This window comes from Desulfomonile tiedjei DSM 6799, assembly GCF_000266945.1.
Taxonomy (GTDB): Bacteria; Desulfobacterota; Desulfomonilia; order Desulfomonilales; family Desulfomonilaceae; genus Desulfomonile; species Desulfomonile tiedjei.
The window spans coordinates 6,450,620-6,474,824 of record NC_018025.1; the positions used below are offsets into that span (position 1 = coordinate 6,450,620).

Annotated in this window: 27 protein-coding genes; 20 read left to right on the forward strand and 7 right to left on the reverse strand. The window is 50.8% G+C overall.

All coding sequences use genetic code 11. The features are described from left to right. The first annotated feature begins 7 nt into the window (after positions 1 to 7). The 17 genes from DESTI_RS27770 to DESTI_RS27850 all read left to right on the forward strand — a co-directional run bounded on the left by DESTI_RS27770 (position 8) and on the right by DESTI_RS27850 (position 15,317). Complete coding sequence (locus DESTI_RS27770; protein ID WP_014813249.1) at positions 8 to 2,575, forward strand: cobyric acid synthase; 2,568 nt, start codon at positions 8 to 10, stop codon at positions 2,573 to 2,575. Continuing rightward, on the forward strand, positions 2,575 to 3,531 hold the full coding sequence (cbiB, locus tag DESTI_RS27775; RefSeq protein ID WP_014813250.1) for an adenosylcobinamide-phosphate synthase CbiB: 957 nt from the start codon (positions 2,575 to 2,577) through the stop codon (positions 3,529 to 3,531). The genes DESTI_RS27770 and cbiB overlap by 1 nt, the downstream gene beginning before the upstream one ends. Positions 3,532 to 3,538: 7 nt before the next feature. After that, positions 3,539 to 4,945 (forward strand): cobyrinic acid a,c-diamide synthase CobB, encoded by a 1,407-nt coding sequence (locus DESTI_RS27780; RefSeq protein WP_014813251.1) that lies wholly within the window; start codon positions 3,539 to 3,541, stop codon positions 4,943 to 4,945. Continuing rightward, on the forward strand, positions 4,942 to 5,646 hold the full coding sequence (locus DESTI_RS27785; protein WP_014813252.1) for a precorrin-8X methylmutase: 705 nt from the start codon (positions 4,942 to 4,944) through the stop codon (positions 5,644 to 5,646). The genes DESTI_RS27780 and DESTI_RS27785 overlap by 4 nt, the downstream gene beginning before the upstream one ends. Positions 5,647 to 5,707: 61 nt before the next feature. Beyond that, the gene (locus DESTI_RS27790; protein ID WP_157212409.1) at positions 5,708 to 6,202 is read left to right on the forward strand and encodes a sirohydrochlorin chelatase; all 495 of its coding nucleotides are present in this window, start codon (positions 5,708 to 5,710) and stop codon (positions 6,200 to 6,202) included. 11 nt (positions 6,203 to 6,213) lie between these two features. Then, on the forward strand, positions 6,214 to 6,954 hold the full coding sequence (locus DESTI_RS27795; RefSeq protein WP_014813254.1) for an energy-coupling factor ABC transporter permease: 741 nt from the start codon (positions 6,214 to 6,216) through the stop codon (positions 6,952 to 6,954). Beyond that, the gene (locus DESTI_RS31340; protein WP_041286562.1) at positions 6,951 to 7,232 is read left to right on the forward strand and encodes a hypothetical protein; all 282 of its coding nucleotides are present in this window, start codon (positions 6,951 to 6,953) and stop codon (positions 7,230 to 7,232) included. The genes DESTI_RS27795 and DESTI_RS31340 overlap by 4 nt, the downstream gene beginning before the upstream one ends. Continuing rightward, positions 7,225 to 8,001, forward strand: a complete 777-nt coding sequence (cbiQ, locus tag DESTI_RS27805) for a cobalt ECF transporter T component CbiQ (RefSeq protein WP_014813255.1) — start codon at positions 7,225 to 7,227, stop codon at positions 7,999 to 8,001. Before DESTI_RS31340 ends, cbiQ begins: the two co-directional genes overlap by 8 nt. Further along, positions 7,998 to 8,870 (forward strand): energy-coupling factor ABC transporter ATP-binding protein, encoded by an 873-nt coding sequence (locus DESTI_RS27810; protein WP_014813256.1) that lies wholly within the window; start codon positions 7,998 to 8,000, stop codon positions 8,868 to 8,870. Before cbiQ ends, DESTI_RS27810 begins: the two co-directional genes overlap by 4 nt. Beyond that, positions 8,867 to 9,931 (forward strand): cobalt-precorrin-5B (C(1))-methyltransferase CbiD, encoded by a 1,065-nt coding sequence (gene cbiD / locus DESTI_RS27815; RefSeq protein WP_014813257.1) that lies wholly within the window; start codon positions 8,867 to 8,869, stop codon positions 9,929 to 9,931. The genes DESTI_RS27810 and cbiD overlap by 4 nt, the downstream gene beginning before the upstream one ends. Beyond that, positions 9,916 to 10,563, forward strand: coding sequence for a precorrin-6y C5,15-methyltransferase (decarboxylating) subunit CbiE (gene cbiE, locus DESTI_RS27820; RefSeq protein ID WP_014813258.1), 648 nt, complete (start codon positions 9,916 to 9,918; stop codon positions 10,561 to 10,563). Before cbiD ends, cbiE begins: the two co-directional genes overlap by 16 nt. Beyond that, positions 10,560 to 11,288, forward strand: a complete 729-nt coding sequence (gene cobI, locus DESTI_RS27825) for a precorrin-2 C(20)-methyltransferase (RefSeq protein ID WP_014813259.1) — start codon at positions 10,560 to 10,562, stop codon at positions 11,286 to 11,288. The genes cbiE and cobI overlap by 4 nt, the downstream gene beginning before the upstream one ends. Beyond that, the gene (cobM, locus tag DESTI_RS27830; RefSeq protein ID WP_014813260.1) at positions 11,285 to 12,043 is read left to right on the forward strand and encodes a precorrin-4 C(11)-methyltransferase; all 759 of its coding nucleotides are present in this window, start codon (positions 11,285 to 11,287) and stop codon (positions 12,041 to 12,043) included. Before cobI ends, cobM begins: the two co-directional genes overlap by 4 nt. Beyond that, positions 12,040 to 12,822, forward strand: a complete 783-nt coding sequence (locus DESTI_RS27835) for a cobalt-precorrin 5A hydrolase (RefSeq protein WP_014813261.1) — start codon at positions 12,040 to 12,042, stop codon at positions 12,820 to 12,822. Before cobM ends, DESTI_RS27835 begins: the two co-directional genes overlap by 4 nt. Continuing rightward, entirely contained in the window at positions 12,816 to 13,532 is a 717-nt protein-coding gene (gene cobJ, locus DESTI_RS27840) for a precorrin-3B C(17)-methyltransferase (RefSeq protein WP_014813262.1), read from the forward strand. Before DESTI_RS27835 ends, cobJ begins: the two co-directional genes overlap by 7 nt. Then, entirely contained in the window at positions 13,529 to 14,299 is a 771-nt protein-coding gene (cobK, locus tag DESTI_RS29590) for a precorrin-6A reductase (RefSeq protein WP_014813263.1), read from the forward strand. Before cobJ ends, cobK begins: the two co-directional genes overlap by 4 nt. A gap of 409 nt (positions 14,300 to 14,708) precedes the next feature. Next, positions 14,709 to 15,317, forward strand: a complete 609-nt coding sequence (locus tag DESTI_RS27850; RefSeq protein WP_014813264.1) for a hypothetical protein — start codon at positions 14,709 to 14,711, stop codon at positions 15,315 to 15,317. A 383-nt stretch (positions 15,318 to 15,700) separates the two neighbouring features. Here DESTI_RS27850 and DESTI_RS27855 read toward each other — a convergent pair whose 3' ends face one another. The 6 genes from DESTI_RS27855 to DESTI_RS27885 all read right to left on the reverse strand — a co-directional run bounded on the left by DESTI_RS27855 (position 15,701) and on the right by DESTI_RS27885 (position 20,183). Next, entirely contained in the window at positions 15,701 to 16,030 is a 330-nt protein-coding gene (locus DESTI_RS27855; protein ID WP_014813265.1) for an SCP2 sterol-binding domain-containing protein, read from the reverse strand. 404 nt (positions 16,031 to 16,434) lie between these two features. Then, the gene (locus DESTI_RS27865) at positions 16,435 to 17,055 is read right to left on the reverse strand and encodes a TetR/AcrR family transcriptional regulator (protein WP_014813267.1); all 621 of its coding nucleotides are present in this window, start codon (positions 17,053 to 17,055) and stop codon (positions 16,435 to 16,437) included. 361 nt (positions 17,056 to 17,416) lie between these two features. Next, a complete protein-coding gene (locus tag DESTI_RS27870; RefSeq protein ID WP_014813268.1) occupies positions 17,417 to 18,550 on the reverse strand; it encodes a trans-sulfuration enzyme family protein in 1,134 nt (377 codons plus the stop codon). Between the two features lie 151 nt (positions 18,551 to 18,701). Beyond that, positions 18,702 to 18,935 (reverse strand): hypothetical protein, encoded by a 234-nt coding sequence (locus DESTI_RS27875; protein WP_014813269.1) that lies wholly within the window; start codon positions 18,933 to 18,935, stop codon positions 18,702 to 18,704. 233 nt (positions 18,936 to 19,168) lie between these two features. Then, positions 19,169 to 19,351: a hypothetical protein gene (locus tag DESTI_RS27880; RefSeq protein ID WP_014813270.1), complete on the reverse strand. Its 183-nt coding sequence runs from the start codon at positions 19,349 to 19,351 to the stop codon at positions 19,169 to 19,171. 91 nt (positions 19,352 to 19,442) lie between these two features. Then, entirely contained in the window at positions 19,443 to 20,183 is a 741-nt protein-coding gene (locus tag DESTI_RS27885; protein WP_014813271.1) for a thymidylate synthase family protein, read from the reverse strand. A gap of 171 nt (positions 20,184 to 20,354) precedes the next feature. On the opposite strand from DESTI_RS27885, the gene DESTI_RS29595 reads away from it, so the two are divergent. After that, the gene (locus DESTI_RS29595; protein ID WP_014813272.1) at positions 20,355 to 20,996 is read left to right on the forward strand and encodes a DUF2062 domain-containing protein; all 642 of its coding nucleotides are present in this window, start codon (positions 20,355 to 20,357) and stop codon (positions 20,994 to 20,996) included. A 161-nt stretch (positions 20,997 to 21,157) separates the two neighbouring features. Here the strand turns inward: DESTI_RS29595 and DESTI_RS27895 are convergent, their stop codons facing one another. Then, positions 21,158 to 22,081, reverse strand: a complete 924-nt coding sequence (locus DESTI_RS27895) for an alpha/beta fold hydrolase (RefSeq protein WP_014813273.1) — start codon at positions 22,079 to 22,081, stop codon at positions 21,158 to 21,160. A gap of 420 nt (positions 22,082 to 22,501) precedes the next feature. On the opposite strand from DESTI_RS27895, the gene DESTI_RS27900 reads away from it, so the two are divergent. Both DESTI_RS27900 and phoU read left to right on the forward strand, forming a co-directional pair. Continuing rightward, a complete protein-coding gene (locus tag DESTI_RS27900; protein ID WP_014813274.1) occupies positions 22,502 to 23,161 on the forward strand; it encodes an ankyrin repeat domain-containing protein in 660 nt (219 codons plus the stop codon). Positions 23,162 to 23,350: 189 nt separating this feature from the next. Further along, a complete protein-coding gene (gene phoU, locus DESTI_RS27905; RefSeq protein WP_014813275.1) occupies positions 23,351 to 24,028 on the forward strand; it encodes a phosphate signaling complex protein PhoU in 678 nt (225 codons plus the stop codon). Positions 24,029 to 24,205 lie beyond the last annotated feature (177 nt).

A 24,205-nucleotide genomic window follows, 5' to 3' on the forward strand; every position in this document is an offset into this window, starting at 1 on the left:
GGTGTACATGACATCACGGAAACACGGCGGAAATCTCTTGGCTTTGTCCCGGGAATCGGGAATCCCGCAGGATAGCATCATCGATTTCTCGGCAAACATCAATCCTCTCGGATTTCCTGAATGGCTTAGAGGACTCGCGAGTTCAGTATTAGGGTCCATAGTGCATTACCCGGACCCGACCTGTTCCGATCTCATTGCTGCAGCCGCAGACCGTTATGAAATCAGCCCTGAAAACATCGTGGCGGGAAACGGTTCGACGGAAATTCTGCATCTGATTCCTCATGCAGTTGGTGCTCGAAGAGCCGTTATTGCTGTTCCCACCTATTCCGATTATGAAGAAGCCGCGAGAGCAGCCGGTTTGGACGTAGTGAAGCTCGTGTTGAAGGAATCGGAGGACTTTCGCCTCGATTGGAAGCACTTGCAATCGATGATACACGGTGGAGAAATCGTGTTCCTGTGCAGTCCCAATAATCCTACCGGGCTCCTTTTGGACCCTGAGAAACTCAGGACCTTCGTGAAGGAAAATCCTTCCACATTCTTTGTCGTGGACGAAGCTTTCGGGGACTTTGTGGAAGGGTTCCGCAGTCTGACACACGATCTGCCGCCCAACGTGGCCGTGCTCCTTTCGCTTACAAAAATCTATGCAATACCAGGAATACGGCTTGGATTGGCTGCTCTGGAATCGGGTCTTGCGGAAGCGATTCGTAGAATCCAGCCCACCTGGAGCGTGAATACCTTTGCGCTGGCAATCGGTCAGGCTGCTCTCCTGGATCGGGAATACAGGGAAAAGAGCAGATCTTTCGTGACCGACTGCAGACAGGCGCTTTATTCTGAACTCGCCTCCATACCGGGACTGCACGTATATCCCGGGACCGCAAACTTCCTGTTGATCAGGCTGGATACGAACCTGGATTCAGCAGAGTTGGGCCGAAAACTGCTCAAGCAGGGCATAGCAATTCGGGACTGCTCGAATTTTGATGGATTGGACAGCCGATTCTTCCGAGTCGCGGTGCGAACCCCGGAACAAAACGAGAAACTCGTTGCTGCACTGGGACAAATCATGGGACCGGGACAAAACGTTAAATCCCGAATCCGCAAAAAACCGGCTCTCATGTTTCAAGGAACAAGCTCCAATGCAGGAAAGAGCGTGCTCACCGCTGCATTGTGCAGAATTCTCCTCCAGGACGGGTTCAGAGTTGCCCCTTTCAAATCCCAGAATATGTCTCTCAACTCTTTCGTGACCCGAGCCGGCGGAGAAATGGGGCGCGCTCAGGTAGTCCAGGCCCAAGCTTGCAGGCTTGACCCGGATGTCCGCATGAATCCCATACTTCTCAAACCGAATACCGATACGGGTAGTCAAGTAATAGTAAATGGTAAGCCGGTGGGCAATATGGATGTGATGGAATACGTCCGGTACAAGCCTATTGCCTTCGAAAAAGCGAAAGAAGCTTACGATTCCCTTGCAGACGAATTTGACGTCATTGTTCTGGAAGGCGCCGGGAGCCCTGCAGAAGTGAATCTCAAACACCATGATATCGTAAATATGCAGATGGCGCGATATGCCGAGGCTCCGGTGATTCTCGTGGGCGACATCGACCGCGGTGGCGTTTTCGCATCATTCGTGGGCACCATGGAAGTGCTCAGTGAATGGGAACGAGCGCAGGTTGCCGGATTCCTTGTGAATCGATTCCGGGGCGATCCGGGACTTCTCCAGGATGCTCTGGATTATACGTACAAGCACACGGGACGCGAGACCTTCGGAATAGTTCCCTATTTCCACAATCTTGGACTGCCGGAAGAAGATTCGGTTACTTTCAAATCCATATCCCGTGTCGGTCCTGCAAATGTGCATGATTCGGTGGAAATAGCGGTCATTGATCTACCGCATATTTCGAATTTTACCGATTTCGATGCATTCCATCTCGAACCTGATGTGAAGGTGACTATCGTAAGAACTGCCGCGGAGCTCAACCATCCGGATGCAGTCATCCTTCCCGGAAGCAAAAATGTGATCGGCGATCTGGAGTATCTGCGTCAGGCCGGAATAGCGGACAAAATCGGACAGCTTATTCAGAACGGTACGGAACTGATCGGAATTTGTGGAGGATTCCAGATGATCGGATCGGTAATATCGGATCCTCATCACCTTGAGTCCTCCGGCAAAACCATGAGCGGCCTGGGCTTCCTGGATGTTACCACTTTGATGGCTTTGGAAAAAACCTTGACTCGCGCGGAAGGAGTTCATCTCGCTTCCGGCCTTCCTGTCAAAGGCTACGAAATTCACCATGGACTCACCGAATGCACCGATACGCAACCATTGATAAAGCATCAGCAAGGCCACACCGACGGTGCAATGTCTTCGAACGGACAGGTTTGGGGCACCTATTTTCATGGAATCTTCGATGCGGATGAATTCCGCAGATGGTTCATAGACAGGCTTCTCGTTCGAAAAGGGCTGGCGCCCAAATGCAGAATCTGTGCAGTGTACGATCTGGAGCCTGCATTCGATCGGCTTGCTGAGGCAGTGCGTGCGTCCATTCGCATGAAAGAAATTTACAGATTGATGGGACTGTAATGTCGCTGGAATATCAAATAATTATCGCTATCATGCTTGATCTCGTCTTTGGAGATCCTCGATGGTTGCCCCATCCTGTAAGGGTTATCGGCCGGTTTGCCGAACTTTTGGAACACCCTGCTCGATCCGCCATAAAAGATCCAAGACGCGCCGGCATAGCTGTGGCTGCAGGAACCATTCTCTTTACCGGTCTTGTGGTTTGGGGATTAATGAGTCTTGCGGCACAGTGGCATCCATTTCTTGGAGATCTTGTCTCCATTTACTTTCTATATGCGGGAATAGCTGCCCGTGACATGTTGGCCCACAGTAAAGCCGTGTATGCAGCAATCTGTTCTGGGTCCATACCTGAGGCGAGAAACCGGGTGGGCATGATTTGCGGTCGCGATACGGAATCACTCGATGAAGCGGGGGTGATAAAGGCCACGGTGGAGAGTGTCGCGGAAAACATGGTGGATGCCGTAACGGCTCCCCTGTTCTATGCCGTATTGGGCGGTCCTGTCGGGATTATGGTGTACAAAGCTATAAATACGCTGGATTCCACATTCGGGTACAAAAACGAAAAGTATCGCGAATTCGGATGGGCGTCTGCAAAGATAGACGATTTGGCCAACTACCTGCCCGCGAGAATAACCGGTTTATTGGTTCCCCTCGCTGCCCTCGTAACAAAACAAAAGTGGTTGCTTTCAGCCTGGATTTTCGTACGGGACAGAAGAAAGCACCCGAGCCCTAATTCGGGACATTCTGAAGCAGCTATGGCAGGCGCTCTGGGAATACAGCTTGGCGGTTTGAGCTATTACGGCGGACAGCCTTCTCAGAAACCGACACTTGGCGATCCGATCTTTCCGGTGAAACCTGTTCATATAGCAAGAGCCAACAGCCTGTTGCTGGTCACGTCAGGGATTGCCCTGGCCTTTTTTCTTACAACGAGATCGATCGTTATCCACACGATCTGGTGAGAGTAACGTGAGTTTACTGTGCCCTAGACTGGTAATCGCGGGATCCAACAGCGGAGTCGGAAAGACTTCAGTCACACTTGCGTTGGTAAGCGCTTTGCGAAAACGCGGGCTTCGCGTGCAGACATTCAAAGTGGGACCCGATTACCTCGATCCGACCTATCTCAGTCTGGCATCAGGGAGACCATGTTACAACCTGGACAGTTGGATGGCAGGCAAGGAATACTCCCAGCGCCTTTTTCGTGAAAAATCCGCCGGGGCTGATATTGCCGTGGTGGAAGGGGTCATGGGTCTTTTCGATGGGAGCGATCCTGTTGCTGAAGATGGCAGTACAGCAGAAATTGCGCGGCTCCTGGATGCTCCCGTGCTTCTGGTGGTGAACGCTCACGGTATGGCTAGAAGCATTGCGGCTCTGGTTCATGGATTTTGCCGGTTCGATTCAGGCATCAAAGTAAAAGGAGTCCTCGCCAATCGGTGTGGTTCGGAACGGCACGGAAAATGGCTGGCTGAATCGCTTAACTCTGCCGATCTGCCATCTTTGTTGGCTGCCATACCGAGAGGTGCTTTTCCGGAGTTGCCGAGTCGTCATCTCGGTCTGGTTTCTGCGAATTCCCGTAATCTGGCACAGGAAACTCTATCCCGCTTGGGGGACGCGCTGGAACAATACGGGTGTCTGGATGAAGTGCTGAAGCATGCCGGAGTGACGATGCCTCTGCCTCCAATCGTTTCTGAACAAGAGGCAGATCCGAATTCGTCCCAGAGCGAATCGCTCCGGCTGGGAGTAGCCCTGGATGACGCTTTTCACTTTTATTATCCGGACAACCTGGAAGCTCTAAGGTCCGCAGGATTTGAGCTGGTGTACTTTTCCCCTATGGGAGATACAAGAATTCCCCAGCACCTGAACGCTCTCTACATCGGTGGCGGATATCCGGAAGTGCATGCAGCCGAGCTTTCTGCAAATACCAGAATGCTTGATTCAGTTCGAGAGTTCTGCAGAACCGGCAGACCTGTTTATGCGGAATGCGGTGGGCTAATGTACCTTGCACAAGGAATTGAGGCGCAAAACGGGACAAAACACCCGATGACCGGAGTGTTTCCCGTGTGGAGCCGGATGCTTCCTCATCGAAAATCTCTCGGATATGTAGAAGTCACCTTGCGGGAAGATTCTCTGTTCGGCGCTGCTGGAGACCGCATCAGGGGACATGAATTCCATTACTCTGAGCTTGAAGAAGACACACTTTCTGAAGTCGGCTGGAATCGGACCTATTCCGTGATGTATCGACGGAATGAGAGGGCTGTGCTTGAGGGATTTCAGTCCGGTGCGGTTCTGGCGACGTACGTGCATGCACATTTTGCATCTAAACCCGGGGCTGTTCAGCGGTTCCGATCGATTGCTCTGAAAGGTTCTGTTTTATGACGCAGAAGACTCCGGCCAGGCCTTTGATGCATGATTTTCTGAATGCGCCTATGACAGGCGAGGAAATTGAACGCCGCTCATTTGAGATAATTGACAGTCAAATGGGGAATGCTCCTTTTTCCCCGGACGAATGGCAGGTGGTCCGGCGGCTTCTTCATACCACTGCAGATTTCGGTATTGCCGAGAACGTACGTTTTTCGAAGGATGCCATTTCCGAGGGAATCAAGGCTCTTCGGTCCGGTGCTCCGATATTTGCCGATTCAAATATGATCCGATCGGGTCTCTCTCTGGCAAGGCTCAGGCAAGTCTGTCCTGCGTACAAAGCTGATTCTATTGTCTGCCATGTGGCAGACGAGGAAGTTGCCCGTCAATCCCGGGAAACAGGATTACCCAGATCGCTCCATGCGGTGCGCAAGGCACGGTCTGTGCTCGATGGGGCAATAGCAGTGTTCGGAAATGCACCGGTCGCTCTTCTTGAGCTGAACCGTCTTGTTATGGAGGAAGGGCTCAGGCCTGCTCTGGTAATCGGCATGCCAGTGGGGTTTGTGCACGTGATTGAGAGTAAAGACGAACTCATGACCCTTGCGGTTCCATTTATTGCGATAAATGGGCGGCGCGGCGGCAGTCCCTTGGCCGTTGCCGCGATACATGCCCTTTGCTCTCTCGCGATGGAAAAACAGATGGAGGCGAGTCAACAATGATCTTCATTGCAGGAGACCGGGATTCCGGTCCCTTAGAGAGAAAAGAGGTGTGGCATTGAGCATGGAACTTACCGCGATAATTCTTCTCGGTCATGGAAGCCGAGTCCCCGAAGCCGGAAAAAACATGGTGCGAGTTGCAGAGGGCTTGAAAAGAAAACACGGATACTTCATGGTGGAAGTCTGCTACATGTCGCGACTCGGTCCCCATTTTCCTGAAACGTTTGAAAAATGCGTGAGAAACGGCGCGACCTGCGTGATTGTCATACCGTATTTCTTGCATGACGGATTGCATCTGGTTCTGGACATACCTGAGATGATGCAGGAAAAAGCGAATCTCTACCCGCAGGTCAAAGTCATCCTGGGGAATAATCTCGGGTACGACGACATGCTCATCGACCTGGTGCAACGAAGAATTGACGATTCAATAGCTCTGGAAGACGTCAAGGACCTGGTGTTACCCCCAAAAGAAAAGTTTCCTATCCCACCCGGGCAATTTGAATTTGTACCTATGAAACCGGAAGAAGCTCAAGAATATTTTAGAAAACGGCACCACTGAAAGGAGCCAGAATGAAAACTCGTCTGAATGCGGTTTTGCTTTTATCTTCAGGATCGGTGCTGCTCTTGTCCGGTCCGGCACATGCCATGCATATTTCTGAAGGAATCCTCCCGCTTCCCTGGGCACTCCTGTGGTTCTTGCTTTCGATTCCATTCGTAATTATGGGCTTAAGGGAACTCGCCTCCCGCACCAAAGAGGAACCGCATTTGAAGGCCATGTTAGGACTTATCGGAGCGGCAGTATTTATCATTTCCTGCATGCCGATTCCGGTGCCCACTGCGGGGACCTGCTCGCATCCGACTGGAACCGGAATGGCTGCTATTCTCATTGGGCCAAGCCTCACTGTTCTGGTGGCGAGCATCGCTTTGACGCTTCAGGCGTTGTTCCTTGCACACGGAGGCATTACCACGCTTGGAGCTGACATCTTTTCTATGGGAGTCGCCGGGGCATTTTCAGGTTATGGGGCATTCCTCCTGTGCAGAAAACTGGGAACCTCGTGGATTGTTGGCGCTTTTGCCGCTGGAATCGTTTCCGACTGGGTGACGTATGGATTCACCTCACTTGCCCTTGCAGCAGCACTCCACCAGGACGGCTCTTTCTTCACGATGTTCGGAACGATAATGGTGGCATTTATGCCCACGCAAATTCCTCTTGGAATCCTGGAAGGATTTATCTCCGCAGGCGCTTATTCGTTCATTCATGCGCGTCGCCCCGAGTACCTCGCATTAATGGCAAGGGGGAACGTCAGATGAAAAAAGCACTCGCAGTTGCAGCGGTCCTTCTGGTGCTGGGAGTCATTCTCGGATCGGTAGTGTTCAACCAGTCCGCGGAATGGTCCGGAGTCGATGAAACAGTCGTGAAAAAGTTTGCTGAAGAAGCAGGCCGCCCCCCCAGCGAATCGTTTATAAAAGGAGATGCTTTGCTCTTCTTTTTTCTGCTCGCAGGAGCAGTAGGAGGCTTTATCGCCGGTTACACTTTTCGGGGACTGTTCCCTCCCGAAAGACGTATAGGTGACCCATCCCGTGTTTGACATTTTCTCAGATATTTTTGCATCCAGGGAAAATACACTCACTCGGGTCGATCCTCGCATTAAACTCATTTTGGCGTTGCTGCTGATTTTTTGCACGGTTCTCTCGCAAATGGTGTGGTTTCCGCTCGTGGTTTTCACGTGCTGCCTTATAACAATGACACTAATCCGGATACCGCCGGGCCTCGTGTTGTTGAGGCTTTCCGGGCCGTTGGGCATTGTAACTGTTCTGGTTCTTCTGCAAATGTTCTTAACCGGTTCCACTCCACTCATGACTCTGCATATCGGTTCATGGACCTTCATTGCCAGTCAGGAGGGCCTTGCACGGGGAATTCTCCTGGGCAGCCGAGTATTGGCCGCTGTGAGTACCGTAATCCTTCTTGGTTCTGTTACGCCCGCGCACAAGATCTTTGCGGCGTTGCGCTGGTTCAAAATTCCCGAAGGCTGGGTGGAAATCGCAATGCTGGTTTATCGTTACACCTTTTCTCTCCTGGATCAGACATCCGATGTGCTTACGGCTCAACGAGCCAGGCTTGGCTATTCGTCAATCAAGACCTCTCTCGGCTCGGTAGGGGTAGTTGCCGGTACCGTGCTGATCAGAGCTATGGATCAGGCAATGAGGACGTACGAAGCAATGACATTACGTGGCTATCAGGGATCTATGCCCTTTGGACCTCTTCCGGTGCTGGAGCAAAAAGATGTGAGGATTCTGACTGTTGCTGTTCCAGTTATTCTCATGGCTTTTCTTTTTGTGGAACGGTACATCATATGATCTCTCCTGCAGTGAGTGCACAAGACGTCTGTTTCAAGTATCAGGAAGGCACTCGGGCACTCGATCGTGTGAATTTCCATGCCGATCCCGGTGAGTTCGTCGCGATGCTCGCTTCGAATGGATCGGGCAAAACCACTCTGATTAAAGTGCTCATCGGCCTATTGAAACCAGAGAAAGGGAAAGTCGTAATACACGGCAAAGATCTCAGTCGGATTGCAAAGAAAGACCTTTTCCAGACAGTGGGATTGGTTTTGCAGAATCCGGTCGATCAGTTGTTCGCCGCTACCGTTGAAGAAGATGTGGCGTACGGGCCGAGAAATCTCGGATTTGAAGAAGATGAAGTGCAGCGTCGCGTGGGTGAGGCCCTTGCGTGCGTGGCAGCATCTGAACTCCGTCATCGGGCCATCCACCACCTGAGTTATGGAGAGCAAAAAAGAGTTTCCATGGCCGGGGTGCTCGCCATGAATCCTTCAATCCTGATTCTGGACGAACCGACAGCCGGGCTCGACCCTGCCGGTGAAACGCTTATGATGCGTCTACTGAACAAACTGAACAGGGAACAAGGGATTACGATAATTTTGGCCACCCACAACGTTGATTTGCTCCCCTTATTTGCAGATCGCATATACGTTCTTCAAAGAGGAAGGGTTCTCAAGCAGGGGCCTTCGGACGAAATCTTTTGCGAACACGAGATGATACGTGATGCGTGCCTCAGGTTGCCGTACATAGCAACTCTGCTCCACAAATTGAAGCAGCATGACGGAGTCCCCATAGCAGGGCTCCCATTGACCATAGGGGAAGCCCGCTCACGACTCTTGGAACTGATCCCGGACAACCTGATCGTGAAACAACCGGAGGTGCCCCAGTGACCGAGTCCGGGCGTACGGGGTTTACCACCGGAACCTGCGCTGCTGCAGCGGCCAAAGCCGCCGCTATCCTTCTTCAGTCAGGTGAAAAGCCTGACAGGGTTGAAATCGGTCTGGCAAACGGTTCTCGAGTGAGGCTCCCTATTGCGGAATATTCCTCCACAGGGCAATCGGCTCGTGCCGCAGTGAAGAAAGATGCGGGAGACGATCCCGATGTCACTGACGGTTGCCTGGTCACTGTGGAAGTATCCTGGACCGATTCATCAGAGATACAGCTTGTTGCCGGTGAAGGTGTCGGGACCGTGACAAAACCCGGGCTCGCTATACCACCGGGTGAACCCGCAATCAACCCTGTTCCCAGAAGGATGATTGCCGAGGCTGTTCGGGAAATAAGCAATCGCGGAGTCCGGATCGCCGTTAGCATTCCGGGTGGAAGAGAACTGGCTGAGAAAACTTTTAATCCAAGACTTGGCATAGAGGGCGGTCTCTCCATACTCGGGACGTCGGGGATTGTCCGGCCGTTCAGTTTGGAAGCTTTGAAGGATACGCTTGTCGTTTCCTTGAACGTCGCGGCCGCGTGCGATATTCGATATCCCGTGTTCGTGCCGGGCAGAATCGGTGAAAAAGCTGCACGACGTCATTTCAGCATCACATCCGAACAATTGATAGAAGTGAGCAACGCATGGGGATTTGTGCTTGACGAGACGGTCAAGTACCGTTTCAATGCTTTGCTGGTGCTCGGACATCCGGGCAAACTGGCGAAGTTGGCACAAAACGAGTGGGACACTCATTCATCCAATTCGAGCAGTGCAGTACCTGCAATGTTGAAGTTGGCTGAAGAAGTGGTGGGAAAAAGACCGCCAGATTCTCTTACAGTGGAAGCAATTTTCGGGGATCTCGCAATTGATGAAAAGCGCGTACTTGCCGATGCTGTCGCGGCTCGGATCGAGGCTGCCGTTTTTCAGCGAGTACAAAAACGTTTTTCCGTATCCGTGGTTCTGGTAGATCTCCGGGGTGAAATCCTCGGAACGCACGGAGATCTGAGCTTTTGGAAAAAGAGTTGAATCATCGTATTACAGTCGTAGGATGCGGTCCAGGATCTCCGGATTACATCACGCCGGCAGCTCACAAAGCGGTGGCAGCATCTGACGTGTTGATCGGTGCTTCTCGTTTGCTGGATGTCTTCACAGAAAGTACAGCGGAACGAATTGCGGTCACTGCGAATATTGGGGAAGTGCTGGAACGAATTCGATCCATCCCGGTGGAAAAACGCGTTGCAGTGCTGGTAACGGGAGACCCGGGTATTTTCAGTCTCTCGAAAAAGATCGTTGCCAATTTCGGCCGTGAAGCATGCCGGATCATCCCCGGAGTGAGTTCCGTTCAGGCTGCATTCGCTGCAATCGGCTTGGACTGGGCGGACGCAGCGATTATCAGCGCGCATAAGGAAGATCCTGAGGACAGTCCATCCGTGGACTCCTGGGATAAAATCGCCATTTTGGGAGGCCGCGACAATTCACTCAAATGGATTGCATCTCATTTGCCCGAAGATACGGTGAACCAACGACGAATATTTCTTTGCGAAAATCTCACTCTGCATGACGAATGCATTCGAGAGATCGACCCGGAAGAACTCGCAAGCCTTCGCACGAGTTCCCGGACAGTTGTCATTGTGGTGAAAAAGGATTTGTTATCATGAATAGAGGAACTTTGTATGGCATTGGAATCGGTCCGGGCGATCCGGACTTGATTACGGTAAAGGCTGCAAAAATACTTGGTGAAGCAAAACACGTATTTGTTCCCAAAGCGCGAAAAGGTATGGAAAGCCTTGCATTGACGATTGCACGCAAACACATCAATCCCGATGCGGAAATTCACGAAATCCTTTTTCCTATGACTACAGATCGTGAAGAACTCGAGGCTCGCTGGGAAGAATCCGCCCGTATAGTGGGAGAAACCCTGGAAGCAGGTGAAGATGCTTGTTTTCTTACCCTGGGAGATGCTCTCCTCTATTCCACGTACATTTATCTCCTTCGAGCGCTCAAGCGCCGCAGTCCCGGAACCAATGTCGTCACCATCCCGGGGATCACCGCTTTCAGCGCTGCCGCTGCTCTGGCAGACTTTCCTGTGGGCCAGGGAAAAGAGCCGGTTACCATAATACCTACTGCAGACGATCTTGAGGCCGTTCGACATGCGGTGACTTCAGGGGGAACTGTTATTCTCATGAAGATTGGCAAACGCCTTGGAGGAATTCTGGACATTCTGAAAAATGCAAAGGCTCTTGGAAGGGCGGTTTTCGTTTCTCACGTGGGGATGGACGGTCAAAGGATAGAAACGGATCTTACAAAGCTCAGGGGTGAAGAGGCGGATACCGGCTACATGTCAATCATTCTCGTCCGAATGAATCCGGAGAAAAACGCATGAAAGTGTATTTCGTCGGCGCCGGTCCGGGAGATCCGGATCTGCTCACCGTTAAGGCCAGACACCTGCTGGAGAATTGTGCCATCTGCATCTATGCCGGATCTCTGGTGAGCCCTGATGTAGTTGCTATTGTGCCTTCCCATGCCGAAAAGCACGATTCCGCGAACATGGATTTGCCTCAAATCGTCGCTGTGTTTAAGGATGCAAATGCGAGAAATGTTGATGTAGTGCGGCTCCACACGGGAGATCCTTCTATTTACGGCGCCATCGGCGAGCAAATGACCGAACTGGACAAGCTCGGAATCGACTACGAAGTTGTGCCGGGAGTAAGCTCGTTCCAGGCTACCGCCGCAGCGCTGAAAACCGAGCTTACCGCTCCTGAGACGGCGCAGACTATCATATTGACTCGTGCATCCGGCAGGACTCCTGTTCCTCCGGAGCAGGACCTTGAAATCCTGGCGCGAACTCACGCAACCCTGTGCATTTTCCTGTCTGTTCACAAGATGGCCGAAGCAGCCGACATGCTTGCCACGCATTATGGTGCCGATTGTCCTGCTGCTGTGGCATACAAAGTCTCCTGGAAAGATGAACTTATTATCCGGGGGACATTGGACGATATAGCCGAAAAAGTCCGGAATGCCGGTATTCGCAAGACCGCGATGATTGTCGTCGGCCGAGCTTTATCGAGAGGCCTCCCTGCTTCCAAGCTTTACGATCCTTCATTTTCCCACGAATACCGTGTGGCGGACCCGCAATGATTTTCGCGGTTTTGACACTTTCGTCCGAAGGGCTGAAACTCGCTGAAGCTATCGCGTCAAAGCGCCCTGATACAGTTGTGTACGTGCACGATCAGGTGGACGTCCCCATCGGTTCGTCTGTGATCAAGTTCACCAGCGTTGTCGATTTGACCGCGCAGATCTTCAATCATTACCGCGGCCTGGTTTACATCATGCCCTGCGGAGTAGTAGTGCGTGCGATTGCTCCGCTTATTCGGCATAAGACTGAAGATCCCGCTGTGGTTGCAGTCGACGTAGCCGGCAGATGGGCAATAAGTCTCCTGAGCGGCCATGAGGGTGGAGCAAACGATCTCGCCTTGGAAATAGGGAATATTCTCTCTGCCGAGCCGATCGTCACCACCACAACGGAAGCACTCAAGACCCTGATCGTGGGCATAGGATGCAGAAGAGGAGCCGATGCTCGGCACATTTTGGATGCCGTGAATGGAGTTCTTTCCGAAGCTCATCTTTCCGTGAATGATGTGAGGCTGCTCGCTTCTGCGGACCTGAAAGCGGACGAGACCGGGTTGATCGATGCAGCCCGGACCCTGGGAATCCCGCTCAGGTTCGTCTCCTCACAGGAGTTGAACGATTCTCCGCGAGTATTTGAGGAATCGGATTTTGTCAGAGAAAAAGTGGACCTGCCTGCAGTTGCGGAACCCTGTGCATTGCTCGCAGGAAGGAGGACAACATTACTGATAAGAAAACAGATTCGCAACGGAGTGACCGTGGCAGTGGCCAGGGAAAACTCTTTGTGGTAGGAATCGGTCCCGGCGGACCGCTGGATCGCACACCTAGAGCCGAAAAAGCCATTCTCGAAAGCCAGGTGGTGGTCGGATACAAGCGTTATCTCGATCTGATCGGCGATCTGATCCAGCAACAGGAGCTGATTTCATCAGGAATGACCAAGGAAACCGATCGCTGCCTCGAAGCAGTCCGCAAAGCCGGTGAAGGCTTCACGGTTTCGTTGATCTCCTCCGGTGATTCCGGAGTGTACGGCATGGCAGGACTCGCTCTTGAGCTGGCGAATCGCGAGAAACAGTCTTTTCCTATCGAAATCGTCCCGGGAATAACAGCAGCAGGAGCACTTGCGGCTCGTTTGGGCGCTCCGCTCATGTTGGACTTCGCGTGCATCAGTCTGAGCGATCTACTCGTCCCGTGGGATATGATTCGCAAACGATTGGAGGCAGTGGCTGCCGCTGATCTGGTGACTGCTTTGTACAATCCCAGGAGCAAGAAACGCACGGAACAACTGGACGAGGCTGCGGCCATATTCAGAAGATACCGGAAAGGCAGCACCCCGGTGGGAATAGGGACCTCAGTCGGAACCAAAGACGAGCGCATTGTGATTGCCGATCTCGACACATTCCTGGATTTTGAAATCACCATGAGGAGCATTGTCATTATCGGCAATACCTCTTCCAGGTTGCTCGACGGATGGTTTGTGACTCCACGCGGTTACAAGGTATGATTCTTCTCATCGGAGGAGCAGGTGAGACCGGAGTTCTGGCGAATGCTCTCGTCTCCGCGGGTTTCTTTGTCCTGGTTTCTACAGCCACGGATGCTCCTCTGAGTCTGGGTAGCCATCCGAATCTGTCCAGGCGATCCGGTCCCCTGGATCGGGAAAGCTTGTCAAGGCTCATCCTGGAAAGGGAAATCACAGTCCTCATAGATGCGTCCCATCCCTATGCTTCGGTGATAACAAATCATGCCCGGAAAGTAGCTAAAGAGCACCGTATACCCTATTTCAGGTGGTACAGACCTGCCGCATTACACGATTCCGATGAGGTGATCTGGGCGCAGGATCACGCAGACGCTGCTCGTATTGCCTTTTCTTTTGGACAGCCCGTTCTTCTCACAACAGGGTCCCGGAATCTCAAGCCGTACGCTGAGGAGTCACGCCGGACGGGAACCTCCGTTGTCGTTAGGGTCCTGGATCGGCCGGATTCTCTGGAAGCATGTCTTCAGGCTGGTATTCCTCCCAACAATGTAATTGCAGCAACCGGTCCTTTTTCACTGGAACAAAATGTTACAACTATCCGGGAATTCGGCATCGGCGTAATCGTGACCAAGGACAGCGGCACCATCGGAGGTGTTCCGGAGAAGATCGAGGCAGCCAGACAGGAACGATGTCGAGTAGTGGTTATAAGACGTCCCGATGAAGAATCGAGTGCCAGCTACAGCGACCTCACTGAATTATTACAAGCCGTTAATCAGTTGACAAAATCCTTTTCATAGTGAATTCGTATTGGACCCAAGATAATCGACGAGAGAAGAAGACCTTCTTAGACGGATGTCAAAAGTTGGTGGATTTCAGGGTGTAGTCGCTAACTCGCGGTTTCTTGGTCGTTTGTTCCGGAGGAATCCCGCGGGACGCGGGAACAATAGGCCGGTGATTCATCGCCGGATAAGGAAAAACCTAATGATTTTCGAGTCCCGGAGGGACGGCTGATACACGAATTACCGGCAATGAATTACCGGGCTATTTTCTTTAGTCCCTGCGGGACAAAGAATTACCGCAGTTGCTTAAATGGGCAACTCCTAGTGTCAAGAAGGCCTGTCCCCCTTTTCTAAAGGGGGATTCAGGGGGATTTTCGACTAACATCTGCACTGAGTTTCGGTCATTTATTTTGGCAATGGAGATAGCATGGATACGCTCAAGTTGCTGCTGGCATTTTCTCCCTGGATTGCTTTCTGGATCATCTCCGGAGGCCATTCGATGGTGCGTCTCCAGGTGGGGATCTGCGTGGCAGCGATTCTTGTTATAGTCATGGGAATCACGAAGCTGCACCGGGGACTGCTCCTATGGGCAGGCGTGGTCTTCTTTGCCTTTGCTCTTGTTGCCGTAGTGTTATTGAAGAACATGTGGGTGATCCATCATCTTGGAATTCTTGCAAGCGGGACCCTCTTTACCGGCACTCTATTATCGATCATGATCGGGCAACCGTTTACAGAGGACTATGCGCGGGAACATGTTCCTCCGGAGTTCTGGGATTCACCGGAATTCATTCGCAGCTCTTACACGGTGACAAGCGTTTGGGCTCTCATATTCATGATCAACACGCTGGTTAATATTGCGAAGCCTTATTGTGCGGATCTGGGCGAATGGTTCTTTCGCGGCCTGGAACTTTCTATCCTGGTCTCCGGGGTGGTGTTCACGAATTTATACGCGCAGGCTGCCAGGAAGAAACGAGAATCTCTCACTCAAAACCTTGATGATTTTGAGACTAAATTAACTTCTGATGCAAAGAATTAGCCGCGCTAAAAAGGATTTCGTTGCAAAGATAAATTCTGAAATTGGGGAGGATATTTGGTATGATACCATTTCGCAGTTATACACATATATCAGTTGCCAAAATTAGTGACCGATTGAAGATTAGGAAGATTGGTAGGTGCCGTGCCTCCGTGCCGGCACATCTTAAATATGATCAATGATATCGATAGAATGGACCGGCAGGGACGCCGGTCCCTACCAATATCCTGTAATTCACACGAGGGATAAACGACAGAATTTTTGGCACTGACTATAAATATAGCGAAGGCTGGGGTGTCCTGAGCGGAGTGATTAGACGGCTTTGCGTCGTCCGGAGCGAAGGATACTCCAGCCTTACAGATTATGAAAAGAAAAGCGAATCGCTATCAGGCAAGTGGGAACAGTGAAGGGATGCGCTGAGCGGCCATGATGTCGCCCGACACTTTCAGCTTTCCGCTCATGAATGCAGTCATTCCGTTAAGAGTGCCATTGCACATTGCCAGCCAGTCCGCGTCTGCCATGGTGATAGTAGTGTTCGGGCTTGCATGAACGCCTTTACTCACTTCGCACGCGCCTTCTTTAATGGCGACATACCAGTCCCCGGCTTCCTGGCCTGTAATATGGAACTGATAAACAGCGTTTACGCCTGATGCTGCGGCTGAATTGAATACCTGGGGCATTTTCTCGAAAACTTCGTTTACTGACGTAAGTGCCATGTGTCTTTTTCCTCTCTTACCGTGTTTTTTCAGAAAGCAATTCTTCCTGTCTGGGCGGAGTAATCACCAGAGCCTCTCCTTTGGCCGACGGTCTCTCCCCGCTGGTTGATCCATATAATGCCAATTTGCTTTCAAAGTTTTGACGAAAATCCCTTCTAATCCCCCCCTTTATAAAGAGGAGAATGGAGAGATTTTGAATGCAAATAGGTACAAGCTGTATCCTCACCCGTCTTCCCGTTTCGGGCGCATCGTACATTCCCCTCCAGTGCCGCGTCACAGTCCTGATTCCATATCATGCAGACTGCTTTCTCTACAAGATCATCGAACGAGGGTGGATAGAAAACAGTTTCAGCGCAACCCTTATGCTGGAGCGAAAATCCATGAACCTCTGGAAACATGTCGTTTCATACCCTCAGCCGCGCGCCGTTGAAAAACACGTCCAGCAGGGCGGACGCTATGCGTTGTTTCTGTGCACGACCTTTCAAACGTTGATTCTGAAGGACCATGGTAGATATGAATGTCTCCAGAGCACCAAGAAAAATATACGTAAGATAGCGGGCCCGCACGTCGGACCGCAGTACCTGCCGATCCTGGGCTTCGACAATGATTGCTTCAGTACGATCCATGAAGACCTTGAACCATTCCAGTCTGTCAGGAGTCAAGTTGGAGGAAGCACGAGATATCTCGGTGATGAAAATGTAGACCATGTCGGGTCTTTTTTCGTACATCTCGAGAAAATGATGAACGATTGCCGCCAATTTTTCTTCCGGTCCGGTCGCCTTGCGTTCGGTCGCATCCATCATTGTCAGCAGGGTTTCCCACCATTCTCTCTGAATGGCATCGAAAAGATCCGCTTTGCTCTTGAAGTAGTGGTACACGAGTCCATATGAGATTCCTGCAGTCTGGGAGATGTCCACAATACGAGCCTGATGAAATCCTTTTCTGCGAAAGACTTTACAAGCCGCGTCAAAAATTATAGCTTCTTTTTCTTTCTTATTTTCGCTGCTGGAGAGTAAGTTTTGCATAAGCGTTGGTAACAATTATTGATTGATTTGTCAATCAATAATCCTTTTGACATTATAAATAGAACTTCACCGAACGAACTGGTCCGACAGAAAGAAAGTGTCTCAAAAATCTCGGATATACAAGAAATCGCGCCACAATTCGCCATCCTTGATAGGGGTCCCGCGAACACGCGGGATGCCTGCTCTCCTGCAATGACCGGCCTCCATGCCGGTCACTACCGGGCACCCACGAGGGGCGCCCCTACAATCAGGCCAGCAGAACGATGATCAATTCGTGCCACGTTTGGGATAAATTTCGATTTTTAAGACAGTTTCGAAGCAATTGCAGCCGTTCCTCCTGAGCCGATCAAGAAAAATCGGGTTAATTTGAGGGCAATGCCTGATCCAGGTCCGCGATAATGTCGTCCGGATGCTCGATCCCGACGGATAGTCTCATGAGACTGTCGGTAATGCCGATACGCTGCCTCTCTTGTGCAGAGATCTTTACATGCGAAGTGACAGCCGGACAGCAAATGGTGGTTTCAACTCCGCCAAGGCTCAATGCGGGTTTGACGATCTGCAATCGCTTCAAGAAAGCGGATGGGTTTTCGTTGCTGTGAGCTACTTCGAATGAAAGCATGCCGCCGTATGCCTTCATCTGGGTCTTGGCCAAGGCATGTCCGGGAAAGTTCGTCAGACCGGGATAATAGACGCTCGCGACCGACCCATGATTCTGCAGGGCTTCTGCAATGATGCCCGCATTCTCGGACTGTCTTTCCACCCTCAAGGCCAGGGTCTTCAAGCTTCTTTCCAGCAAATAGCTCGCGAATGCATCCAGACTTCCACCCAGGTTTCTGGCCAATGCCCGGATCTGAGATGCTCGTTCGGCACTTGTCACTGCGATGCCGCAGCACAGATCGCTGTGGCCGCCAAGATATTTTGTACCGCTATGCACAACGATATCAATTCCCAGCTCGAGCGGATTTTGGGTCACCGGCGTGGCAAACGTATTATCCATCACCGTGGTGATAGCTCGTTCTTTGGCGAACCGTGCTACTTTCCGGATGTCGATAATGCCCAGCAGCGGATTGGTGGGCGATTCTATGACAATAACCCTGGTGTCTTCAGTTATGGAACTGCAAATCGATTCCGCGTCGGTGGCAGCGAAGGTATAGTCGATTCCTAACCGGTGAAATTGGTCCGTCGCGAATGCGTGAGTGCCGCCATATAATTCGTCCATCATGACGACATGACTGCCGGCTCCCGCAAACGCGAGAATGGCTGTGCTCATAGCCGCCATACCCGAACTGAAAAGAACTCCGTCCTCAGCTCCTTCCAGCACGCACATCTTCTTTACGACAGCGTCCAGGTTCGGAGTGTTGAAATACCGCGGATAAGGACAGTCATCTCTATCGAGATACTCATAAGCCGAAGACATGAATACGGGAGTATTTACTCCGCGCATCAAGCTGTCGCGAAATCCACCGCTGTGCACGCATTGCGTCTGTTTCTTCATGAAGCACGACCTTTCACAAGAACAGCATTAAAGCGCTGTTCAATGCACGGATAACCCCGACTTCATCACGACAATGTGTATTTTGTCACGGTTTGTGAGGGTACCTGACAGCGTGCCTACCGGTCAAGCTTGAAATCGGTGAACACCGTTCTTACCGGCGATTTTCCGATAATCCGCAGGCCACGTCGCAGAAACGCTCTCTTTGCGGGCCGTGCACGCGCACGCAGTCGCGATAGCAGAAATCAGGCTGCATCTCTTTCCTCAATTGAGGAGATTCACCCTGATTCGTCGATTGTCTGACACGGGCTTTGCGAGGAATTACAGACAGGATCACAACAGTCGCCAACATGATGAAAAGCGCTATATCGATAATGAACTGTGCCATGAGTGGCTCCTCCTTCGAGAAACGAACTTCTTTTTCAATCTGATGCCCTGTGACAGGAAGAGATTCGCTCTCGAAAGAACAAATTGTACAAGAATTCAACAGCTCGCTGTGTCAAATCAGACAAAAAGCCTGTCGTGCAGGAGGCTTCCTGCGAAAAACGAACCTAACAACTTGTGAAGCACAAGTCCGTGAGGAATATATTCGAGTTGAGCTCCGGACAATTCAGCTTCAGATCACAGGAAAAAGAAGAAACTTCGTTTGAGCATACCTTTACTTGCAGCGCTTCTGAGCCTGAAAGCTCGCTTCAGCTTCCAATCCCTGTATCTGATCACAATAGGATCCCAGACCAACAGACCGAGCACAATAATTAAACTGAACACAAAGAGAGCCCAGTAAACGATCTCCGTATGAGCCATCGAGAGATCCCCCCTCCGCGAAATTGGGTAAGCACTCAAAGTTCACATCATTCAAGTTCTTATATCAGTTCGCGTACGAACAATCCACCTTTTACTTATCTTTTTGCGAATTTGTATCGCTCCGGGCGCCCAGTCGTAATCCCGTGTCCTTTTGAAGCCTCATAAGCGCAACTTCCACATTATAGTCTCGAATATTCAATCCCTTGGAAATAGCTATAATTTCCCCATCTTCAGCCCCGACTTCCATGGCCATAATTTCCTTGGCCTGCTGGAGCCCTGCGAGATTAACCGGAAAACCCGACCAGAGATTCCACGACCTGAAATACACTACCCAATGTAACTTACCGTCCATGATACGGGTATCGACCAGTCTCAGGCATGGAGAGGAACCGTCCTCGTCCTTATAGAAAAAAATATCTTCCGGTCGGCCTATTTCCATACACATACGATTCGTCCGGCCGCCGTGCTTTTTGTAATAATCTATTACGAACTGCCATGCCACCTGAAGCCGTTCTCCATAGGTGTAATGCTCTCCTGACGCTTTCTGCGGGGAAAGCAGGTAAGGCATGTACTCGGCGAGATATTTTTCATCTGCAATAGCAGGCAGATTCAGGTGTTCGGGAATCTGCGGCAAGAGAGGCCGCACACCGGGCTGTTTTATATGAACAGTCACCAGGTCAAATTCAATGCGATCCGCTCCCGGATTGGAACCTGTATCGACCGTGTAGCGTCTGGCTGCTCCGTCAGGCTTTTGAGATTCGTCAATAAGAGTGTAGAGGCACTGGAACCATGCATCCGGAATTGTGGTCGCTTCGATGAATACGGGTTTCATGGGATGGTTCCCCTTTCTATTCTTATTTCGGATTCACAAGTTTGCCGGAGACAAACCTATCTGTGTCCTGATTGTCAGCATAGCGTATATATTATTTGAAAGGAGTTGACCAGCCTTTTCGTTTTTTCGGAGAACTTGAACATGGCGAAGAATTCTGGATAATGCTCTCCCATGGTAACACTTCCCGAAAAAAAACTGAGGTTGGTCGAGTTCGTGTCAAACGATCGGGACCGTTCACCTGAAGATTTGTCCTCTCATTCACTGGAAACCCGACGTAAGGGTTTGTTCGGTTTTGCGGAGTCACTTGTACGCTCTGAGAATCCGCCGTGGTTTGATGCTCGAGGGGCTGCGGTGGGGTTGATCGTTGGTTTCGGCGTACCTGTTGGCGCACAAATGATAATTCTGGCAGTATTCCGTTTTTGCTTCCGGTTCAATGCAGTTCTGGCTTTTGCCCTCACGTGGGTGAATAATCCCCTTTCGCTGTTACCGATGTATTACGGTTACTACTATTTGGGATCTTTAATTCTCGGCCGAAACCCTGCTATGGGTTTGCACGATTTTCGGATGCTTATGCAGCCGATTTTGCACGCGGGCTATTTCTGGAACTCTGTGCATGCCTTTTTGTTGCTGAGCTACGATATCCTGGTGAGATGGGCGCTTGCTGCCGTACTCGTCGCCATGGTTACAGGATTGATCGGGTATGTGGCGACGTACAGAATCCAAAGAAGACGCTTGAAGAAACGGGCACGCGAAATGGGTATTGCTTACGCACTGCTGGTGAATCGGATGGAGACTGCGATCGAAGATAAATGAATAGCAAGTAGATTTTCGGTAGCGAACTGTTTCATGCTCTACACCTTCGAATCTTTTTTAGATTTGGCCGAAATTGGCAAATCCTGGGATTCTGATCAGTCTGCCTCCGCCGGATGTGTCTTTTGACGTCAGTGGTCTGCGAATTTGCTGGAATTCGGTCGCTAACCGGACGACAGATCGGAATCTGGGCAGTCGGATTGGAAGTGACTTTGCATGAACTCGTTTACTTTCGCTCCGACTAATTTCCTGTGAGTAAAAATCGCGACATGTTCGCCTCCATCGACTGCAAGGAGCTCCGCGTTGGGGATTTGACTTTCGAAGATCCTTGCATGGATTTCGAACTGCAGCAGCGGATCTTGAGTTCCGTGGATGATTAGCACCGGCACTTTGAGGTTTTCTAACCGGTAACTCGCAGTACGAGAAATCTCAATGTCGTTCTTGGTGCCGACTAAACGATGCCCCATTTTGTCATATGTGCTCACCAACAGTGCCGAGAATAGCGGCCAAATATCTTTATCGTTGATAGCGCCGGCCAAGATGTGAGGATCTCGAATTGAACGTTTAGCGACGCTTTCCAGGTCGCGTTCAGCATTCTTCCGAAACCTGTCGACGAACCAAGACCATCGGGCGAGGTAGGTCATTACCTTGAACGAAACAGGAATTTTGGTGTCGACCTTGGTAGCGTAGGTTGAAACCAGTACCAGCCCTTTACACATTTCAGGGTGTCGGAGGCCGAACTGAATGGCACACGGTCCTCCACCAGAGACGGCAATCACACCGGCTCGGGTGATCCCAAGAGAGTCCAGCAATGCTGCAATGAGTTCGGCCTGTTGTTCGGAGCTGCGCCCACTAGTCAATGGCGTTCCAAGATATCCGGGGCGACTCACGCAAAGATAGCGATAGCCTGCGATCCCAATAGTTTGAGCCAGCAGCAGACTCTGATCATATCCTCCCATGGCACCATGTAAACACAGAACAACGGGCCCTGCACCGACATCAACATATTCCACAATCCCGAAAGCTGTATTTGCGGTTTTTGCTGCTATCTTCTTCGATAGCTGTGGGTCTTGCATATCATATGGCATGAAGAGTTCCTAATTCAGTATGAGTTTTGGCTACGTGGACCGCTTCTTTTCAGATCTACTTGGGCACATTCAGATGGAAATACGAGCAACTTCACCTTGATTTTGCCGGACCGACCGTCCGCAGATCCACCAACACGTTTGCCGCTTGAACCATTACATCATATAAGACATACTCGCAGCTACTGGAAAATGGAATGGCAAGCGAATACACGGCCAATGGTCGAACGATCCGGTTAAAATATTTGTTTGTTCAAATGTTTGTACTTGACGGAAGTTAGATCCCTTTCTAGTATACTTCCACGATTTTGTTTTTGTGGCCGGAATTAGCGCTACACTGTACCTTGGGGTTGCTATTTGAACTTCGAAAACGTTCGGTCGGGCGCCGGATTTGTGCCTGTATGCCTGATCCAGGAGGCTCTCATGAGGATTTCGTTGAAAGCGGTTGTAGCCATCGTCGTGGCTCTGTTGATTGCTTTCGCCCAGTTCTCCATGGCAGGACCGTTGGAAGAAAGTCTTCTCGATGCCGTGAGGATGGGTGATGTAAAAAAAGTCCAGGAGTTGCTCTCGAAAGGGGCCAATGTGAACGCCAAGGATATGGATGGATTCACTCCCCTTATGGTGGGAGCTGTCGAAGGTGGGATTGACGTCGTAAAAGTCCTTCTGGACAAGGGAGCGGATGTAAATGCGAAAAACGAAGACGGTGACACTGCACTCATCGGTGCTTCATTCGCGGGTCATACCGATCTGGTCATTCTGCTGATTCAGAAAAATGCAGACGTCAATGCAACAAACAAGGACGGTGTTACGGCTCTTTTCGGAGCAGCCTTCGAAGGTCGTCCGGACGTGGTGAAACTACTCCTGGATAAAGGAGCTAACGTGAACGCCAAAGAACAGCGAAACGGAGCAACGCCGCTCATAGTGGCCGCTTTCGAGGGACATAAGGAAGTGATCGAGCTGTTGGTGTCCAAAGGGGCCGACGTAAACGCGAAAGACAGTGAAGGAAATAGTGCACTTATGCTCGCTTCTGCCAGAGGCCACGCCAATGTCGTAGAGTACCTCAAAACCAAAGGCGCAAAGTAAATATTTTTTTTTACAGTGTGTAATATTTTTTCAGGTCAGGCATCTCTATCGAATAAACGAATCGGTAGCTTTTGGAGACAAAGACTACACTACAGATGAGATGCGATTCGGCCTGGATTTTGCTCAGGGGAAGTGAAACGTGATCGGAATCTCTCCGTGTGTCTCGCGTGTTTTCTTCCAGGAGATTACATGACTACAACAACACGTTTGCGGCTTCGCCGTAAGATTGAAAAACTCAATAATCAGCTTTTGTCTCTCGGGGCGATGATTGAAGAGAGTGTCCAGCTTGCCGTAAAATCACTGGAAAAGAAAGACGCAGGCTTGGCGGCTCGCGTGATAGACGGGGATCTTGAAATCGATAGAAGGGAAGTCGATCTCGAAGAAGAGTGCTTGGAGATTCTAGCACTTCATCAGCCTGTAGCAATAGACTTAAGACACATCGTCGCTGTCCTGAAAATCAACAAGGACCTGGAAAGAGCCGGAGATCTTGCAGTAAATATAGCGGAGACCTCCATTCATCTGAGTGCGCAGCCTCGTATGAGAATTCCCGCAGAATATTTCTCTATGGCGGAAAAGGCTTTCAACATGTTGAAAAAGAGTCTCGATTCTTTTGTCAACATGAATGTCGAAGCTGCTTACCAGGTGCTTCAGGAAGACGATGAAGTGGATTTCATGAAACATAAGCTCCATAGGAGCTTCGAGGAACAAATCAGGAAGGACTTGGAGCTCACTTCAAATCTGATTCATCTGTTCCTTGTTTCGCGTCATCTCGAAAGAATTGCGGATCTGGCCACCAATATTGCTGAAGAAGTGATCTACATGGTTACCGGTCAAATTGTGCGCCATGGGAAAAAAGAGCCAATCTAGAAGCGATTGTTAAGAATTCTGGCGTTTATCCCGCGCTCAAATACAATCTGTTAGTGGAGACCGGCGTCTCGAGACTGTCTCAAAATTCTCGAATGCACAAAAATCGTGCCACGATTCATCATTCCTGTAGGGGCAGGTCTCGTGCCTGCCCTCCCGCAATGACCGGCACGGAGGCCG